The organism is Dialister sp., from assembly GCF_036343215.1.
Lineage (GTDB): Bacteria > Bacillota > Negativicutes > Veillonellales > Dialisteraceae > Dialister.
Map to the genome: position 1 here is coordinate 1 of NZ_JAZASU010000028.1, position 18,868 is coordinate 18,868.

Below are 18,868 nucleotides of genomic sequence, written 5' to 3' on the forward strand. Positions count from 1 at the left end.
CCATTACGATTTCTGCTGCCGATTGATCAGTATGTCCCGGAATTCTGGGAACCCGGCTCTATCCTCCAGTCCTTCATTTACAGGAGGACTTGTTTTCGTGCTCAAAAGCCGCTCATCACAACGTGATGGGCGGCTTTTTTATTTTCATTTCACCATAAAGGCCGGAACCTGCTTTATAAATCACAATCCGGAAATGGTGGACATGATCAATGAGAGTTCTGTTATTTCTAACATTCTTCAAGGCATGATGAAGGTATCATCAGGTACTTTCTTTGCCGGGGGGCTTATAGCCGGAGATGCCGGCATATTTATCCGCCAGTCTTGGGGAGAGGTAGGTTCCATAGCCTCTGGCATAATAATCGGCAAGGATTTTCATGAAGCTGCGATCTCCTTCATGGGCCAGTTCTTTGGCCAGAAGGTAGGCTTTGCGGGGATTTTCTTTATGGAAGCATTCCCCGTTCACCGGAGAGGGACCGGCGTAGTACTGCCAGAGAAGCCGGCGGACATCAATGCTCTTTGCAGCGTTTCCGTTTTTAGCGGCTTTCAGGAAATCTTTTTCCGTCACTCCCAGCCGGTGTCCCCAGTAAAGGTACATATTGGCAAGGATGGCCCAGGCGTCTACGTCTCCCACGTTGGCCGCCTTTTTGAGCCAGTAGACTGCTTCTTTGTATTTCAGGTTCACATAGTCAAGGATTTCCTCTTCGCTCCCGCCTGATTTCTGCATGGCTTCCGGCGTCGTGGCTTTCCGCACTTCCTGAATCAGTTTGGAGGCATGGCGGTTATAGTAAATCATGAGTTTTGTACGGCATTCTTCGCTCCCTGCATTCATGCCTTTACGGAGAAATTTTTCGACGGTCTTTTCATCGCCTTCCTGTTCTGACGCTTCTGCCAGTTCAAACCAGGCCTCCGCATAGCCGTATTCGGCGGCCTGGCGCAGGTAGTTCAGGGATTTCTGTCTTTCTTCCGGAGATTGATGGCCTCCCGGCGGAATCCGACCCAGCAGGTAGGATATGCGTCCGGCTTCATATTTTCCCCGTTCATCGCCCCGCTCATAGCCTTTCAGGTACCAGGCCAGGGCAAGAGAAAGGTTCTTTTTCACGCCCCTGCCTTCGGAATACCATTCTCCCAGTTTGAAACAGACGGAAACGCTGCCGTCATGAAAGGCCTGATGGCATAACTCCAGTGCCCGTTTGGGGTTTGGAGAGGTCCCTTTGCCTTTCATGAAACATTCTGACGCCAGTTCTCTGGAGCGATTGTCTCCATGGATGGCTCCCCGGAGAAACCAGGAAAGGGCGGTCTTATTGTCTTTGTCCGGACCTTTTACGAAATCGAAATTGTCATTTTCGAGATACAGTCTGCCGATTTCCGCATAGCCCTCATAGATGCCTCCCTTGATGGCTTCCTCGAACCAGGAAACAGCGATTTCTCTCACTTTCCGGGACCGCATGGCGTCGCCCATCATGAGCTGCCCTGCCCGGAGAGCTCCCAGGGCGCTTCCATTCTGATAGGCGGAAGCGTAGTAATCGAAGGCCGCCTGGATATCCGTATGGCAGCCGAGGCCCTGCTGGTACATTTTCCCCAGGTACAGGGAACTTTCCCCATGACCCATTTCGGCCAGCACGTCAAAGCATTCAATGGCTTCCGGATACTGTTTCCTGTCATAAAAGGATTTTCCCAGTTTGAACAGTTCATTGGCTCCTTTGCTGCTTCCCTGCCGGGCTGCATGGGAAAGATATTCCATCCCCCTGCCCCAGTTATGGATTTTCAGGTACTGGAGCCCCAGTCTTACCAGTTCTTCTTTGGACAGGGCTTTCATATTCTGGTCCATGGCGCTTCCTCCTTTCTTTTTATTAATAACTCCATTTTTATTTTAACACGATTGAGACAGTAAGGTTAAATATTTCGGTAACCCTGTCCCGGTTCAATGAAAATAATGCTGTCCGGATCCGGTAATGAAAAAGCACATCCCCTCCGGGATGTGCCATGAATGAGCCTATCATTTTTGAATGTCCTTATTCTGCGCCGGCGAATTTTTTCAGTTCGTCCGGGCCTACGCTTCCATCACCGATGATGCGGCGGACTTCTTTTCCTTCATGAAACAGGATGAGAGTGGGAATGACTTCCACATTATAGCGGGCAGTGATTTCTTCATCTTCATCTGTATTGATTCCATAAATATTGGTCGGAATTTCAGTGGAAAGTTTTTCAATCATGGGACGCAGGCGGCGGCAGTATGGGCACCAGGGTGCAGAGAAGCCAAGGATCACGTCTTTTTCGGTGAGGACTTTTTCAATGTTTGCAGTACCGGTAATGGGGGCCATCATTTTCTATCACTCCTTAAAAATCTCTAAAATCATTTATCTATATTTATTATATTCGATATATTGAGCTTTGTCAATATTGACTATTATCGATTTATCATACTCATAAAAAAGCGCCTTCTTTCGAAAGCGCCTGTTTGTACTGGTGGAGATGAGGGGAGTCGAACCCCTGTCCAAAAAGCCTGTCCCATAAACTTCTCCGAGTGCAGTTACCTGTTTGAAGTTTAGGCAAAGTATCGTACAGGAACAAACTGCCTTTGCCGATCCCGGAATTGGTTTCCCGCAGAGGTCCCGAAAAATCCCTCCTTGGTATCCTATTGGTTGATGTCAGCCGGAAGTCATAGGAATACTTCCGGGGACATTAGCAGCTTAGGCTGCTAAAGCAAAATCGTGTTTTGCGTTTAAGTTTTTCCACCGTTTAACGGGGTAGATGGAATCCCGACTCGCTATTTATGAACCAGAAACTCCTGTCGAAACCGGTACATCCCCTTTGAGGGCAATACGTATTATAGAATAAAGGAATATTTTTGTCAACTCATGGTTTCCCTGAAAAGGATATCACGCAGTCCTCAAATATTGTTTCCTTTCCGGAATCAGTTTTCCCTTTCAGGAATGGAAGCTTTTCCAGGCCGGTCGGCCACCTGCAGGTTCTGCTGATTTAATGGCATCCAGAATGGCCAGACGGATGGTTTCTTCCGCCAGGTATCCCACCGTATCTACAGGAGCTTCTATTTCTCCGGATGCCATAGTGAAGACGGTATCTCCATCCATAGTGGTATGAACAGGACGGATGGCCCGGGCAAATCCGTCGTGAGCCATACCGGAAATCACAGTGCATTCCGATTTTGTCAGTTTCGCATTGGTCATGACGCAGCCAATGGATGTATTTCCTCCCAGAATCCGTTTAAAACCTTTCAGCATGAGTTCATGGCTGGAAATCAGTGTCTGATCATCTTCTGAAAGAGCTCCTGCGAGGATTTCATTTCCGTCATAAATTTCGCCGCACGCATTGACTGCCATATAAGCTCCCACACAAAGTCCGTTTTCGAGGGAAAGTTCCGCATAGCCTGCACCGCTTTTCATGGCATGGTCCGGACCCGTCAGTTTCCCTACGGTTGCCCCGGTTCCTGCGCCATAGCAGCCCACAGGAAATTTCTTTCCTGCTTTCATGGCAGCTTCATACCCCATCCAGAGGTCCGGAAAGTCATGGGAATCCCCTATGCCAAGGTCAAAAAGGACGGCCCCGCAGACGATGGGGACTCTCACATCTCCCACTTCAAAACCAATCCCTTTTTCAGACAGATACCGCATGACGCCGGAATCCGCTTCCAGGCCAAAGGCAGATCCGCCGGAAAGGACGACGGCGTGAATCTGCTGTACAGTTTTGATGGGATTTAAAAGGTCCGTTTCCCGGGTCCCCGGCGCACAGCCCCGGACATCGACACCGGCAGCAGCACCATTTTCGGGGCCGAGAATCACGGTGACTCCGGTCAGTCCTTCCCTGTCTTCTGCCGTACCTATGGTAAAACCGGGAACGTGAGTTGTCCTTATTTCCATTATTTTTCTCCCTTTCTTGCCATATCCACACAGAGGACAAGATCTTTCGGAATGGGCGCTTCGAAATGCATGAGTTCTCCGGTGACAGGATGTTTCAGGTCAAGGGTCCTGGAGTGGAGGGCCTGGCCTTCGATGGGAAAACTGTCTTTTTTCCAGCCATAGAGAGGATCATTCACCACAGGATGGCCGATATGGGCCATATGGACACGAATCTGATGAGTTCTTCCGGTTTCCAGTTTCAGTTCCAGCCAGGAATAATGATTCATAAATTCAAGAACTTTGAAATGGGTAACGGCAGGTTTTCCCGTTCTGGGATCCACTTCCCATTTCATCCTGTCTTTTGTACTCCGGCCAAGAGGGAGACGGATGACTCCTTTATTTCCTTCCATCTGTCCATGAACGAGGGCCACATAATGGCGCTGAGCCTCGTGGGAACCGATTTCTTCTTTCAGCACGGGAAAAGCCCGGGCGGACTTGGCAGCCACCATGACCCCGGAAGTATCTTTATCCAGCCGATGAACGATGCCCGGCCGGATGGGGTCTTCACAGGCTTCAAAAAGCTTGTTTCCACAATGATAGAGAAGCGCATTCACGAGAGTGCCATCAGGATTGCCGCTTCCCGGATGAACCACCATGCCTCTTGGTTTATTGATAACGATCATATCTTCATCTTCGTACAGGATATGGAGCGGAATATTCTGGGGAATGAGGGTAAATTCTTCTTTTTCTTCCCAGGAAAAGGAAATTTCATCCCCTGCCTTTACATGGTAATTGGGACGAATCATTTTCGATGGGAGGAGGATGGCCTGTCCTTCTTTAATCCACTTCTGCACTTCCGAACGAGTCAGACCGGTGGCGTCCTTCAGGACCTGGTCCAGCCTTTCCCCTTCTTCTTTCTCCGTAATATGGCAGGTAATCTGATTCATCAGTTGTGCCTCCAGAAATAAAATACGATAAGCGCCACGCCGACGCAGATGAAAATATCAGCCACATTAAAAATGGGCCAGATGCGGAAATCAAAGAAATCCACCACGCTGCCATACCGGACCCGGTCAATGGCATTTCCCAGAGCCCCGCCAAGCAGCATGGCTACAGAGGCAGGAAAGTATATTGGTTTCTGCGGAATCTTTTTCCGCATGAAAAAATAGGCAGCGAAAAGGATGACCACGATAGCCAGAAAAAACCATTCCTGATGCGGCAGGATGCCAAAGGCGGCGCCGGGATTATGGATATAGGTGAGATGAAAAATATGGGGAATAATGGGTATGGTCTCCCCCAGGTCCATTTCGGTCTGCACCAGCCATTTCACCAGCTGATCCAGAATGGTAACGATGATTGCAATAGTAATAGTCAGCATAATTCCTCCTGTCCGTATTATATCATACGGATTTTGAGAGGAAAGGTAAAGAGCAGAATAAACAGGGAAATGGAGGCATAAGCCTTTAGTTGTCAGCCATTAGCATTTAGCCATTAGCAGTTAGCCGTTAGCAGTTAGCCGTTAGCCGTTAGCTGTCAGCTGTTAGTTACCGGCCGCTTTCCTTCATGATTGGACTGAATAAGCAGGGGCCCTTTCAGGCGGAAACAGAAATCGATTCTGCGGAGAGGCAGGACCTGTGTCATAAGAACAAAATAAAAGAGGCGGCTTCTTTTCAGAAGTCGTCTCTTTTGTATATGGTTCATAACGATTCGTAGAATTGTTTTATTTTCAGTCTCAACGATGCATCTCTATATTCCCGTCCGGGGGGCCGGATGCGCTGCCATGTATAGGACACTTTTATTCCAAAAGTGAAAAAAATCACAAATCACTCAATATTTCACAAAAACTTCCACGTTCTGCCGTCCGAAGTTATAGCATTCTTCAAAGGTTTCCATGCAGAGATCGATCCGGTCGCCTATAATGGCACCTCCGGTATCGGCTGCTATGGCATGACCGTAGTTCGGAATGAATACCTTTGTTCCCAGCGGTATGACTCTTGGATCCACGGCAATAGTACCATGACCGGCCCGCGTTCCGGTAGCCGTAATCCCGTACCCATCTCCATCCGACGGATGGTAGGCGCTGGCATTCATAACCCGCACGAAGCCTTCCGTATCTGCCATATCGCCGGTCTTCATGATACCCGGCTGGCCTTCATCCAGTACCTGTACGCCGGCTTCAATGGTCCTGATGATTTTGCCGTCGGAAATAAATTCTTCCATTTCCACCCGGCGCCGTCCCGGAATGCCTTCTTCCACAACGATTTCTTCACCCGGTTTCAGGCTGGCATCATACCATTTCCGATAATGGATGGGCAAAGCTTCCGTGCGATTCACCATTTTGGCCGTATAGGGCACCACGTGAATCTGCATCCCCTGGGTAACTTTCATCATACCATCCTCGATGGGCATCATTTTCCGCCAGTCAAAGCCCGCTTCATTCACCACGCCCTGAACGGTCTGTTTCGTGGTATACATGGTCCGGGAACCTTTCGAAGTCACAATGGTTACAGGCTGCGCCCGTTCTACCACCAGAATGGAACCGTCTTTTACATCTTCCGAGCTGGTCCAGTACTTGTCGTAGGAATTCAGGCTGAGTCCCAGGTCTGCCAGGATCTGCTTGAAATTCCCGGCTGCCGTAGTCACTATTTTTTTGTCCAGTCCGTCGTAGACCGTCACCACTTTCTCTTCATGATTGAGGCCAAAGCCAAAAGCCATAGCCAGGTCAGTGTGAGCTGCCATAGATAAGAGAAGCAGGGAACAGGTCATGGCCTTAGCAGCCTTTTCAAAAGTTGAATGTTTCATATGTCTCTCTCCTATGGGCTGTATTCTACCATAGGGAGACATTTTGTCAAATTTATCGTGGTTTACATATAGTAAAATGCAGTTTTTATCAGCACTTATCGAATTTTCACCATTGACAAGACAATAAAATTTGATGTTTAATAATAGATTTTCATATAGGATGATACCTGTTTTATTCGATAAAATCTAACTTTTTTATTTCCATTTATTGTAAACACTGTCTTTATACAGGAGACAGTGAACATTTTACGTCGTTTTGCGGTCACGATTTTTTTTAGAGATTATCGGACTTTATCCGCAGGGGCAGCCTGGCCCGCGTAAAATTTGTAAGCCTGAGTAAATAAAATATATCAAAAAGAGGTTACCCTTTTTTGTCCCATATTTCCCCGTCTATAAAACTTTTGTTCACCAATATTTTTACAATTTGTGGGAATTTTTAATAGGAAATATGTTCATTTAACACTCTGATTCCCAAAATAATTACCATTTAAAATCGAAAGTGGTGAATATATGATTTTTGCTATCTGCTGCCCTTCTAGATTTACCTCATTCTGCAGCCGTTTTCATAACATCCATGTTATCAGGAAATCTGCAGGATTTCAGATATTTCCTACATTTCCGGAGACTGGCGGATCACCGGAGGAAAGTTTATTTGAATAAAATTAAACAAGCCGTAAATCGGGCTCACCCCAAGATAAAGGACTCTTTTTTTCCTTTTTTCGGGCAGATATACAAGGGGTAGCAGAGCCCATTTTTAAAGGTTCCCCTTTCCCCGGTGCAGCCGGTCAGGTATTTCCATTTCCGTGAAGCAGGTCCCGGGGCTCCTTTAAAATATAAACCCTGAAAAGTGATTTTTTCACTTCTCAGGGTTATCGCAGTTTTTATAAGGGATGATGATTTACCGTTTACCGAATACCGGTACATATGGCTCCATCTTCTGGGCCAGGGTCATTTCACTTTCAGCATCCCGCTTTTCGGCCAGTTTCTGGAAAGAATCCTGGGCACCCACTTTGTTTTCCGGCGCAATGGTCTTGATCCAGGTACCATCGGACTGCATGATGTGGGCTTTCTGATTGTCTGAAAGTTCCCTCTCCACCATGTCTTTCAGACGTCTGCAGAGATCCGGGTCTTTCACCGGAATCATCAGTTCCACGCGGTCATTCAGGTTTCTCGGCATCCAGTCAGCCGAACCCATGTAGATTTCTTCCCTTCCTCCGTTCAGGAACCAGAAGACCCGGCTGTGTTCCAGGAACCGTCCTACCAGGCTTCTGACGGTGATATTTTCACTGATTCCCGGAATGCCCGGTTTGATGACGCAGATTCCGCGGACGATGAGTTCAATCTTTACGCCCGCCATGGATGCTTCATAAAGTTTCGCAATGATTCCTTTATCAAGGAGGGAATTCATCTTGGCAATCATATGTGCAGGTTCGCCCCGTCTGGCAAATTCAATTTCCCGGTCGATGAGTTCCACGCAGCGCTGTCTCATATTGATCGGCGCCACGATGAAGGAGTCCCAGATTGGCGGATCCGAATAGCCGGAAAGGAGATTGAAGAAGGCCGATGCATCCATGCCGAATCGATCATTGCAGGTAAAGATACCAAGGTCCGTATAGAGTTTCGCCGTAGAAGCATTATAGTTGCCTGTAGCCACATGGACGTAGCGGCGGATGCCATCCTTTTCTCTTCGGATAATGAGGGTGCACTTGGAGTGGGTCTTGAGTCCTACAAGACCGTAAATGACGTGGGCTCCCGCTTTTTCCAGTCTTCTTGCCATGAGGATATTATTGGCTTCATCAAAACGGGCCTTCACTTCCATGAGAACAGTGACCTGTTTCCCATTCTGGGCCGCTTTTTCAAGGGCCTGAATGATAGGGCTGGAAGAAGAAACACGATACAGTGTCTGTTTGATGGCAAGGACATCCGGATCTGTGGCTGCCGATGCCACAAAATTGACTACGGAATCATCGAAGGATTCATAGGGCAGATGGACCAGCAGGTCTTTTTCCCGAATCATGTCGAAAATATTGGTCTTGTTATTTTTTTCCATCTGAAGCATGGACCAGGGATGGTGCGGATGGGCTTCCGGATACCGGAGCCTGTCATAGCCTTTGATTCCACAGAAGGAGAAGAAACAGGTCATATCGAGGGGGCCGTCGATTTCATACATATCTTCAGCGTTAAGATTCATTTCACTGGTCATGAAACGGCGCATGAAACGGCTGGCACCGACCTGGAATTCCAGACGTACGGCCTCGCCGCGCTGTCTTTTTTTCAGCTGCTTTTCTACTTCTACGACCAAATCCTGGGCATCTTCTTCATCCAGATTCAAATCGGCATCTCTGGTGATGCGGAAAGGTCTGGCTTCGAGAAGGTCATAGCCGATGAAAAGGCGGGCTGCGAAATGGCAGAGGACCTGTTCCAGGAAAACGAAATCATGACGGGACGGATTTTCAGGGTTGTCCGGAAGGCGGATGATTCTCGGCAATACCGATGGGACCGGCACAATGGCTGTCTTGACATCGATATCATTTTCTTCATCCACATCCAGATTTCTTTCATTCCGTTCCAGGAGGAGCGCAATATTCAGACTCTTGGAAGCCAGGAAAGGGAACGGATGGGAGGAGTCTACGGCCATGGGAGTGACGACCGGGAAAATCTGCCTTTCGAAATAGTCATCCATCCATTTCTCCTGCCGCGGGCTGGCTTCATCGGGATTGATGAAATAAAGGCCTTCTGTTTCCAGTTCCTTCAGAATCATTTTCAGGTACCGGTACTGGCGGGCCACCAGCCGCTGGCTTCCCTCGGAAACGGCTTCCAGCTGTTCTTCAGCAGTCATATTGGCGATGTCTCTCCGCTTCACGCCATTTTCCTTCTGGTGTTTCAGGCCGGCCACGCGAATCATAAAGAATTCATCCAGGTTGGAGCTGGTAATGGCCAGGAATTTCAATTTTTCCAGAAGAGGATTGTTCGGATCCACGGCTTCCTGCAATACCCTTCGGTTAAACTGAAGCCAGGACAGTTCCCGGTTCAGGTAATATTTGTGATCATTTACATTCACGTCCATAATTACCTCCGCTCAAGCTTGGCTTCCATGCCAAATATATTTTCAAAAAGTTCTTTTTCCTTATCAAAAAGCCATGTTTCCAGGGCCGTATTTTCATCGCTTTCATATTCAATGAGGAGGGAATCTCCCACGATACGGGCCGTCACGTCCCGGAGTTTCTGCTTTCTGGCCATATCCATGGCACGGACGAGGCGGAAAATGGCGATGAGCCGGAGAGCTGTCATTTTGGACGGTTCTGAAAGGATCCGGAAGGGTTCATCATCATCGCTGGGCATGCCTTTATGGTCATAGTACACGATGCAGGCCACGATATCTTTTTCCTTATCCGTAATGCCGAAGATATCGGTACCCCGGATGATGTTCCAGGCCGTAGCCGAAGAGCCGAGAAGATTGACATATTTCCCTACCTGGTAAAGGATGATCGCCATGCGGAGCAGGAATTCGTCCCGTTCATTGAGGCCGTTATATTTATCAAAAGCGCGGATAATCTGGTAGCTGTAAAGTTCCATGGCTCTGGCATGTTCCGGTTCATAGTAGAAATCGGCAGCGATGGACCGGGTAAGCTCCAGATTCTGGGCCCGCATGTAGGAAAGGGCGGGATCCTTCGTCTTCATGGCCCCATAGAAAAGGATGACCGCTTCTATAAAAGTCATACCTATCATGGCCACATTTTTCACCGGTACATTGGCCAGGATTTCCTGATAAATATGAATGGTCGGAGCAACGACGGCTGCATTGGATTCATCCATATGGTATTTCTGCATGACCATGGATGAAGAAAGGGAACCCACATCATCATAGCAGTTCAGCAGTTTTTCCGGCGTCACTTCGACAATCGTCTGCTCCATATCCAGATTCATCAGGCTGCCGATGATCCGGGCTTCACGGCCGGAAAGAATCAGGGTATCGATATCGTATTTCCGGATCGTCACCCACAGCGGTTCCATGATGGCATGGATGTACTGGCCCAGGGCTCTCGGGAAATCGATGGAATCCCTCTGGTTCAGCTTAAAGGCTTCCAGCAGGCGCAGCGTGCCGATATGGACATTGTGCTGATAGCATAAGGTCCCATTTTCCCAGATGGTAAGGCCCACGCAGCCGGAAGTGATATCGACAAAGAGGAAATTCTTCCCCAGCCGGTCCCCTTCATCCTTGTTGAAATATTTGAATTTATACTGCAGGCCGAAATGTTTGAAATAAATTTCCTGCGGCATATCGATGACCTGCACGTGAAATCCCGTGCTCACACGAATCAGATCCAGGATGGAGCGGCAGTTTTCCGCTTCACGGAGCGTAGCCGTGGCATAAACGGCATAGGTCTTTACCTGGTAATCCACCATGAGCTGTTTCAGTCCCAGCAGCATGCTGCAGAGTTTTTTAATCGAAGGAAAGGACAGTTTCTTATGAAGAAATACTTCCTCCCCGAACGTGGTATCTTTCTTGACCGACTCAACCACCCGGATGTGCCTGATATCCGTATACTGCACGATGCGCATGGACAGGCTGGATGATCCGATGTGGATGATGCCATACATGATCGGTTTTTGTTCCGACATAACGAGCCCCCGTTTCCATATAAAAACCGAGTTTACCTTCTTTATTCAACATTACACCCTGAAGGTAAAACCCGTGTAAAAAATCGACATCTTTACCGATGAGATTTCCCTTCGGAAGAAAGAGAATTCAATTATCTACTTTTTATATTATTTTAACATATATTCGAATGCCATGTGCGCCTTTCAGTCCCCGATTCCCTTCCCCTGCAAGAGAAGCCTTTTATAAGGACCGATAGAAGAAAATCATTTGTAAAATTCCTGTAAGAATGGAGCCTTTTCCCCCCATGAAGGTGCTATATGTTGTAAAATAAAGGAAATATTTCCGGTTTTCATTTCCCTTTTTTCTGAAAACCGTCAAAAGGAGATACCATGGAGCGTATAGCAATCATTGATCTGGGATCCAATTCCATCCGCTTTGTCATCATGCAGATCGGACCGCATGGATCCTACAAGCTGGTGTACCAGGAAAAGAAATCCATCCGTCTGGCAGAAGGAATGACCATGGAAACCCGGCTTCTTACGGAAGAGGCCCAGCAGAGGGCATTGAGCTGCCTGAAAGTGTATGCCCATATCATCAAAGTACAGAAAGTCATAAAAGTTTTAGCCGTAGCTACAGCCGCTGTCCGGAATGCTGTGAATGGCGCTTCTTTTCTTCGGAGGGTCCGTCTTTCCACAGGAATCCCCATGACCATTATCAGTGGGAAGGCAGAAGCGGCCCTCGGTTTTTCCGGAGTCATCCATACCATCGACCGGAAAGATTTCCTCCTTTTTGATCTGGGCGGGGCCAGCGTGGAAATATCTCTGGTTCGAAATAAACAGCGGATCCATTCTGTCAGCATTCCCATGGGAGCCGTGACGCTGACAGAAATGTTTCAGTCTTCGGGCACCGTGGATTATGACAAAATTTCTGAAATCCGGGACTATATCCAGCGTCAGCTCAACAAAATCTCCTGGCTTCCCAAAGAGCCCATGGAAGTCATCGGCGTAGGCGGTACGGTCAGAAACCTGGCCAAAGTCCATCAGCGCTCTTCCTCCTATCCCCTGCCGAAACTTCACAATTACAATCTTCCCGTAGAAAGTCTCTTTACCCTGGTGAAATCCATCTGCGACAAAACTTACGAAGAAAGAAAGCGGATTTCCGGCCTTTCCGAGGAACGGGCAGATATCATCATTGCCGGTGCCCTGGTGGTCCAGGAAATCGTACGGCGGGCCAAAGCGTCCTACCTCACCATTTCCGGCTGCGGTCTCCGTGAAGGACTTTTCTTCCATTATTATGACCCGATTTATGATCCGGAGGGCACCTGGAAGGAAGATATGCTCATCCGCTCCGTGAAAAATTATCTCTATACCCTTCCCATCCAGTATGATTTCCATACCTCCTATGTCACCGCCATGGCGCTTTCCATGTTTGACCAGTGGCAGAAAGTGCATGGTCTGGGCGGCCGCATGAGAAAAATACTGACGGCTGCCGGATTCCTTCATGATACGGGATCCATCGTCAATTATTACTCTCATGCAAGGCACAGTGCCTACATCACCGCCAACGCCCATATTTTCGGCTGGTCCCACCGGGAACAGATCATGTGCGCCCTGGTCTGTGCTTTCCATCATGGCTACTCCAATAAATACCTGAAAGGCGCCAGCCATGCCCGGATCCTGACAGAAGTCCAGATGAAAGAGGTCCGCATGCTTTCCCTCTTTCTGGCTCTCGCCGAAGGGTTTGATGAAAGCCATGAACAGTGCATCACCAGAATGATCTGCACTTCCGGAAAGAACGCCATGGACCTTCGCATCTATACGAACCGGGAAAATTTTGACGTCCCGGCCCATGCCGTACAGCACCTGATCCCGGAATTCCGGAAAATATTCCAGGTGCCCCTGCGCATCCAGTGGTTCCCGGGAAGCACGATTAAAAATGAAATGAAAGAAACCGCGGAAGGACTGGAATTTGATATATCCGGGGAGAAAACGGAATAGTCCGTTATGCACTTATCTCACATTCATTTTTTTACGTTTATCAATCGTGACCCGTGGTCCGTGGTCCGTGAAGGTGGCGCCTTATATATGAAAGGCGCCATTTATATTTCCTGCATCAAAAAAGCTGACTGCCGGGATTTCCTGACAATCAGCTTTTTTGATTTCTATTTCATGAGTTTCCGGTTCTAAGACTTTTGCCCCATGAACTAACTGCTAACGGCTAAAGGCTGACGGCTATTACACCAGCTTGCTGAAATCGCCCCAGGTATCGAAGAGGGCAAGGGTCTTTTTGAGCTGGGAAATACGGTTTGCCTTTACTGATTCATCTTTGACCATAACCATAACCTGATCCAGATATGCGTTCACCGGAGCGGTCAGTTCCTTCAGGAATGGAAGGGCTCCCGCATAGTCATAGGCTGCAAAGAGCGGAGAAACTTCAGAGGTGACTTTTTCAAGAGCAGCCTGAAGATTCTTTTCTGCTTCATCTTCAAAGAGGGACGGATTGACTTCTCCCCCAACTTTCCCTTTGGTGATATTGGCAAGACGGGTCACTGCCTGACGAAGATCGGCTTCGTCCTTCAGATGGCTTTCCACCATGGCTCTGGCTTTGAGGAAAATGGCATAAATGTCATCCACCGGACCGGCCAGAACAGAATCAATGATATCATATTCGATGCCTTCATCGAGGAGGATGGCCCTGATTCTCTGACGGAAGAAATCTTCCACCTGGGAAAGGACGGTCTTCTTCTGATCCGCTTCGCCAGGAAGGAGTTCCAGTGCCTTTTCAATGCCTCTCCGGATATCCCAGTGAATTTTGCCATCCGTAATGATGTTTACGGCACCGATGGTCTGACGACGGAGGGCAAAGGGGTCCTGGGAGCCGGTCGGGATAAGCCCGCGGAGGAAAGTAGCGGCCAGGTTATCCAGTTTATCTGCCAGGGAGAGAGCCCGGCCGATGGATTCCTGTGGCAGGATATCGCCCGCAAAGCGAGGCATGTACTGTTCAAAAATGGCCTGGGCCACATTTTTCTTTTCTCCATCAAGGAGGGCATATTCCTTGCCCATTTCGCCCTGGAGTTCGGTAAATTCGGTCACCATACCGGTAGCAAGGTCGGATTTGGAAAGATAGGCGGCCCGGTCAGCATCGGAAAGTTCTTCGGCAGAGAAATTCCAGTCTGCACCAATGGCAGCGGTCAGTTTCTGCAGGCGGTCTGCCTTGTCCAGCATGGTACCCATGCCTTCCTGATAATTGATGCGGGTAAGGCCTTCTCTGTGGCCTTCCAGGGATTTTTTGCGGTCGTTTTCAAAGAAGAATTTCGCATCGTCCAGACGGGCACGGAGGACTCTTTCATTGCCGATCTGTACATTATGAATGGCTTTGGTGCCGCCATTTCTGACTGTCAGGAAATAAGGCATGAGAGAACCGTCTTCATTTCTGACCGGATAATAACGCTGATGATCACGCATGGGGGTAACGACAGCCGGAACCGGAAGTTTCAGGAATTCATCATCGATCCGTCCGTAAAGAGGAGTCGGGTATTCGACGAGGTAATTGATTTCTTCCAGAAGATCTTCATTGTGCCAGACATGGCCGCCCAGTTCTTTGGCAACCTTTAAGAGGCCCTCTTTAATGAGCTCTCTTCTTTCGTCCTGGTCCACAATGACGAAAGCTTTGCGCATGGTTTCTTTGTAGTCTTCCGGTTTTTCAATGGTCACCGGTTCTTTGCAGAGGAAACGATGTCCCCGGCTGACGCGCCCGCTCTTCACATGAGCAAATTCCATAGGAACAATCTGATCTCCTGCCAGGGCAACCAGCCAGCGGACAGGACGGATGAAATGAACTTCTTCAGAAGCCCAGCGCATGGATTTGGCAAAAGTAAGGCCTGTAATAAAGGAGAGGAACAAATCCGGAAGGACTTCTTCCACGGCTTTGCCTTTATTCACCACATTGGCCCAGGTATAGTCGCCTTCCTTAATGAGCTGGGAAGCATCGATATGCTGGCCTCTGGCGAAACCCTGGGCCGCACGGGTCGGATTTCCATCCGCATCAAAAGCTGCCTTGATGGAGGGGCCGCGCTTTTTCACTTCTTCATCAGGCTGGCGGTCTGCTGCATTTTTTACAAGGACTGCCAGACGGCGGGGAGTCGCATAAACGGTAATTTTATCGAAGGAAATACGGCTTTCTTTAAATTTGGCATCGGCAAGGGTGCGAAGCTGGTCTACCACGCCGGACATGATGTTGGCCGGCATTTCTTCGGTACCGATTTCCAGAAGAAGATTTTTACTCATTTTCCTTCACTTCCTTTCAGCATGGGGAATCCCAGTTCTTTACGTTTCTTCAGCCATGCTTTGGCGCAGGCTCTGGCCAGATTTCTGACGCGGCCGATGTATTCGGTCCGTTCGGAAAGGGAAATGGCGCCGGCAGCATCAAGGAGATTGAAGCTGTGGGAGCATTTCAGCACATAATCATAGGCAGGAAGCACATAGCCCAGTTTGCTGATGCGGTAAGCTTCCTTTTCGTACATATCAAAAAGCTTGAAAAGCATGTCATGATCCGACAGTTCATAGCTGTATACGGACTGTTCATATTCATTTTCATGCCATACATCGCCATAGGTGACGCCGTCGGTCCAGACCAGGTCATACACATTGTCTACCTGCTGGATATACATGGCGATCCGTTCCAGGCCGTAAGTGATTTCCACGGATACCGGATGTTCATCAATACCACCCACCTGCTGGAAATAGGTGAACTGGGTGATTTCCATACCATCCAGCCATACTTCCCAGCCGATGCCCCAGGCACCCAGAGTCGGGGATTCCCAGTTGTCTTCCACGAAACGGATATCGTGTTCTTCCGGATCGATGCCCAGTTCCTTCAGGGATTCCAGATAAGTTTCCTGAATGTTGTTCGGGGACGGTTTCATGATGACCTGGAACTGATGATGCTGGTAAAGACGGTTCGGATTTTCACCATACCGGCCGTCATCGGGACGGCGGGACGGTTCTACATAAGCCACATTCCAGGGTTCCGGCCCGATGGTACGCAGGAATGTGAAGGGGTTCATGGTGCCGGCACCTTTTTCGGTGTCGTAAGCTTCACCAAGAACACAGCCCTGGCGGGACCAGAATTTCTGGAGCGCCAGAATGATCTGCTGAAATGTCATATTTCCTCCTGAAAAACAATATAAAATCCCTGTAACAATACGTTACAGGGACGAGTTACAGGGAATAACCCGCGGTTCCACCCTCATTGGCTTTGCGGCCCGCCTTCATTTATAGCAGCCCTACTTCATTCAGGCAGCAGCTCCGAAACGCCTTCCGCATCCTGCCGGACTCACACCCTCACCGGCTCGCTGACCATGCGTACTCCTTTTCTTCATCGCCGTAGTTATGGACTTATAGTAGCAAATCAGGATAGAAAAGTAAAGGGTGAATTCATATTTGAGGGAGGTAAATTTAAGCAATGAGCTGATCGTGGCCCGTGGTCCGTGGGTCGTGATCCGTGAAGGTGGGCCGCTAAAAATATAAAGCGGCCAATTTTTATTTTAACAACTCTGACCATTGGTCAAAAATTTTAGCAATTTCATGTTTTCCCTGTAAAAATTCATTGGAAATCATGATAAAATAATAGATGTCAGACAATATTTCTCTTTCGTGAGGTGATGGTTATGATAAAGAAATTACTGGCAGCCCTGGCGCTTTCTACCCTGGCCCTGCCTTTGGGGATTTCGGCCAATGAGGGACCCGATGCGCCAAAAGCCGTTTCGGGCAAAGATACTCCCCTCCCCTTTACGGCAGCCGTCAAACAGGGAGGAAAATGGGGCGCCGTCAATGAGAAGGGCATCGTGATTATTCCTTTTGCCTACGATAAGGAAGGCCTTTCTCTTTCCGGGACAGAATCTCAGGAAGAAGATCTGGATGAGGACGGCCGGGAAAATCTGATTGAAGTGCAGAAGGGAAAACTCCGGGGCTTCTATAACAGGCAGGGCCAGGTCATTGTCCCTGTTTCCTATGAAAACCGTTCCATCTGGAAAGAAGGGGCTCTCGCCGTGCAGGAAAGTGACAAGAAGAATGTCCTCTACCGCATGGATGGCACAAAAATCGGAAATAAAACCTATGAACAGGTTTCCGATTTCCGGAATGGCATGGCCATCGTAAAAGAAGATGGGAAATACGGTTACCTCTCTCTTGAGGGTAAAGAAATTGCCCCGGTCTATCAGGAAGCCCGCTACTTTGCGGATGGTCTTGCCCCGGTACGGCAGAAAGGCAAATGGGGCGTCATCGATGGAAATGGAAATTTCGTCGTAAACCCCTCCTACAAGGATTCCGGCCCCGCCTACAGTGAAGGCCTCCTGGCGGTAAAGAACGGCAAAGATCTCTGGGGATTCATCGATACAAAAGGCAGCGAAGTCATAGAACCGGTTTATAAAGAGGTCATTCCTGTCTTCACCGAAGGTTATACAGCCGTAGAAAATGATGACAAACTCTGGGGTTTCATCAATACAAAAGGTGAAGTCACCGCCAAACCGCAGTTTAAAGCAGTCCTCACCGAATTCTCCGAAGGCCTGGCCGGTGTAAAAACGCCTGACGGAAACGGCTATGCGAAACCGGACGGCACCATCGCTTTCATGGCAGACTATAACCAGCTTTTCCCCTTTGATGACGGCATCGCGGAAGTCCGGGAAGGTCAGGTTACGGAAGTCCGGGAACGGAGCGGATTCCCTATTTCCATAGGCATCGGCTGGGGATGGGGACACTGGTTCCACGGACATCATCACCATCATCATCACAGACATTCGGGATGGGGTATCGGAATCGGTATCCCCATCTGGGACCCCTGGGGTTACGGAGATGAAACGGTCCCCACAGTCCAGGTGAAACGGGGCTATATCGACAATACGGGCAAAGTCATTGCCAGCCCTTCCAATGACAGAGTCTTTGAAGCCACGGACGAGGGAATTCTCGTCAGAAATGAAGGCAAGTACGGCTGGGTCAACCGGAAAGGAATATTTACGGCCCATTCCATTTACAAGAGTCTTGTGCCGGTCGAAGAAGATGGACTTCTGATGGCACAGAATGAAGACAAGAAATGGGGCCTCCTTTCCATGGATGACGGCAGTGAAGTGGCAGCTATGAATTATGACGGACTCACTTCCCTTGGAAACGGCTTCTATGGGTATAAGGTAAAATCGGACTGGGGCATTCTTGGAAAAGACGGCAGTCTCATTACGGATCCCCTTTTCCGGGGTGCCGCCGCCTCCGGTGACGGACTTATTCCTGTAAAGGATAAAAATGGCTGGAAATATATCGATGCATCCGGTAAAGATGCCATCACTTTCAAAGAAGAAGCCTCCGACGTCACCTCTTTCCGCAATGGCCGGGCAGGCGTCAGAATCAAGGGCAAATGGGGACTCATCGATACCACGGGCCGGTTCCTTTTGAAGCCGGCTTATGAGGATATCGATATCCTGTAAGTGGATTGACCTGAATCCATTACAGTCGGACAGCTTTCTTCAGAAAGTGATCAGTGTTCAGTTCTCAGTTCATGGCAATATCATTAACTTAAGAAAATCATGAAATAGTTCAAGTACGCGTCGAAAGATGCG

The 18,868-nt window shown here is 48.7% G+C and carries 12 protein-coding genes and 1 other RNA gene; 2 read left to right on the forward strand and 11 right to left on the reverse strand.

Going from position 1 to position 18,868, the window contains the following annotated elements; genetic code table 11:
* Window positions 1-259: 259 nt before the first annotated feature.
* From VZT47_RS05855 to VZT47_RS05895, 9 genes are all read right to left on the reverse strand, one after another.
* Window positions 260-1,828: a tetratricopeptide repeat protein gene (locus tag VZT47_RS05855; RefSeq protein WP_330224039.1), complete on the reverse strand. Its 1,569-nt coding sequence runs from the start codon at window positions 1,826-1,828 to the stop codon at window positions 260-262.
* A gap of 184 nt (window positions 1,829-2,012) precedes the next feature.
* The gene (locus VZT47_RS05860) at window positions 2,013-2,324 is read right to left on the reverse strand and encodes a thioredoxin family protein (RefSeq protein ID WP_330224040.1); all 312 of its coding nucleotides are present in this window, start codon (window positions 2,322-2,324) and stop codon (window positions 2,013-2,015) included.
* A 140-nt stretch (window positions 2,325-2,464) separates the two neighbouring features.
* Window positions 2,465-2,810, reverse strand: a transfer-messenger RNA (tmRNA) gene (gene ssrA / locus VZT47_RS05865).
* Between the two features lie 117 nt (window positions 2,811-2,927).
* Entirely contained in the window at window positions 2,928-3,878 is a 951-nt protein-coding gene (locus VZT47_RS05870; RefSeq protein ID WP_330224041.1) for a P1 family peptidase, read from the reverse strand.
* Window positions 3,878-4,804, reverse strand: a complete 927-nt coding sequence (locus VZT47_RS05875) for an RluA family pseudouridine synthase (RefSeq protein ID WP_330224042.1) — start codon at window positions 4,802-4,804, stop codon at window positions 3,878-3,880. Before VZT47_RS05875 ends, VZT47_RS05870 begins: the two co-directional genes overlap by 1 nt.
* Complete coding sequence (lspA, locus tag VZT47_RS05880) at window positions 4,804-5,235, reverse strand: signal peptidase II (protein WP_330224043.1); 432 nt, start codon at window positions 5,233-5,235, stop codon at window positions 4,804-4,806. The genes VZT47_RS05875 and lspA overlap by 1 nt, the downstream gene beginning before the upstream one ends.
* 449 nt (window positions 5,236-5,684) lie before the next feature.
* Window positions 5,685-6,659: a G5 and 3D domain-containing protein gene (locus tag VZT47_RS05885; RefSeq protein WP_330224044.1), complete on the reverse strand. Its 975-nt coding sequence runs from the start codon at window positions 6,657-6,659 to the stop codon at window positions 5,685-5,687.
* Between the two features lie 898 nt (window positions 6,660-7,557).
* Complete coding sequence (gene ppk1 / locus VZT47_RS05890) at window positions 7,558-9,726, reverse strand: polyphosphate kinase 1 (RefSeq protein WP_330224045.1); 2,169 nt, start codon at window positions 9,724-9,726, stop codon at window positions 7,558-7,560.
* A 2-nt stretch (window positions 9,727-9,728) separates the two neighbouring features.
* Entirely contained in the window at window positions 9,729-11,282 is a 1,554-nt protein-coding gene (locus VZT47_RS05895; protein ID WP_330224046.1) for a Ppx/GppA phosphatase family protein, read from the reverse strand.
* Window positions 11,283-11,651: 369 nt separating this feature from the next.
* Between VZT47_RS05895 and VZT47_RS05900 the strand changes: the two genes are divergently transcribed.
* On the forward strand, window positions 11,652-13,259 hold the full coding sequence (locus tag VZT47_RS05900; RefSeq protein WP_330224047.1) for a Ppx/GppA phosphatase family protein: 1,608 nt from the start codon (window positions 11,652-11,654) through the stop codon (window positions 13,257-13,259).
* A 237-nt stretch (window positions 13,260-13,496) separates the two neighbouring features.
* Here the strand turns inward: VZT47_RS05900 and glyS are convergent, their stop codons facing one another.
* Window positions 13,497-15,548 carry a glycine--tRNA ligase subunit beta gene (glyS, locus tag VZT47_RS05905; RefSeq protein WP_330224048.1) on the reverse strand — a complete coding sequence of 684 codons (2,052 nt, stop codon included), beginning with the start codon at window positions 15,546-15,548 and terminating at the stop codon, window positions 13,497-13,499.
* Window positions 15,545-16,426: a glycine--tRNA ligase subunit alpha gene (gene glyQ / locus VZT47_RS05910; RefSeq protein WP_296954274.1), complete on the reverse strand. Its 882-nt coding sequence runs from the start codon at window positions 16,424-16,426 to the stop codon at window positions 15,545-15,547. The genes glyS and glyQ overlap by 4 nt, the downstream gene beginning before the upstream one ends.
* Before the next feature lie 504 nt (window positions 16,427-16,930).
* Here glyQ and VZT47_RS05915 point away from each other — a divergent pair.
* Window positions 16,931-18,736, forward strand: coding sequence for a WG repeat-containing protein (locus tag VZT47_RS05915; protein ID WP_330224049.1), 1,806 nt, complete (start codon window positions 16,931-16,933; stop codon window positions 18,734-18,736).
* Window positions 18,737-18,868 lie beyond the last annotated feature (132 nt).

Coding starts and splice junctions, on each gene's coding strand:
- VZT47_RS05855 (WP_330224039.1), bottom strand. CDS start 1,828: ATGGACCAGAATATGAAAGCCCTGTCCAAAGAAGAACTGGTAAGACTG.
- VZT47_RS05860 (WP_330224040.1), bottom strand. CDS start 2,324: ATGATGGCCCCCATTACCGGTACTGCAAACATTGAAAAAGTCCTCACC.
- VZT47_RS05870 (WP_330224041.1), bottom strand. CDS start 3,878: ATGGAAATAAGGACAACTCACGTTCCCGGTTTTACCATAGGTACGGCA.
- VZT47_RS05875 (WP_330224042.1), bottom strand. CDS start 4,804: ATGAATCAGATTACCTGCCATATTACGGAGAAAGAAGAAGGGGAAAGG.
- lspA (WP_330224043.1), bottom strand. CDS start 5,235: ATGCTGACTATTACTATTGCAATCATCGTTACCATTCTGGATCAGCTG.
- VZT47_RS05885 (WP_330224044.1), bottom strand. CDS start 6,659: ATGAAACATTCAACTTTTGAAAAGGCTGCTAAGGCCATGACCTGTTCC.
- ppk1 (WP_330224045.1), bottom strand. CDS start 9,726: ATGGACGTGAATGTAAATGATCACAAATATTACCTGAACCGGGAACTG.
- VZT47_RS05895 (WP_330224046.1), bottom strand. CDS start 11,282: ATGTCGGAACAAAAACCGATCATGTATGGCATCATCCACATCGGATCA.
- VZT47_RS05900 (WP_330224047.1), top strand. CDS start 11,652: ATGGAGCGTATAGCAATCATTGATCTGGGATCCAATTCCATCCGCTTT.
- glyS (WP_330224048.1), bottom strand. CDS start 15,548: ATGAGTAAAAATCTTCTTCTGGAAATCGGTACCGAAGAAATGCCGGCC.
- glyQ (WP_296954274.1), bottom strand. CDS start 16,426: ATGACATTTCAGCAGATCATTCTGGCGCTCCAGAAATTCTGGTCCCGC.
- VZT47_RS05915 (WP_330224049.1), top strand. CDS start 16,931: ATGATAAAGAAATTACTGGCAGCCCTGGCGCTTTCTACCCTGGCCCTG.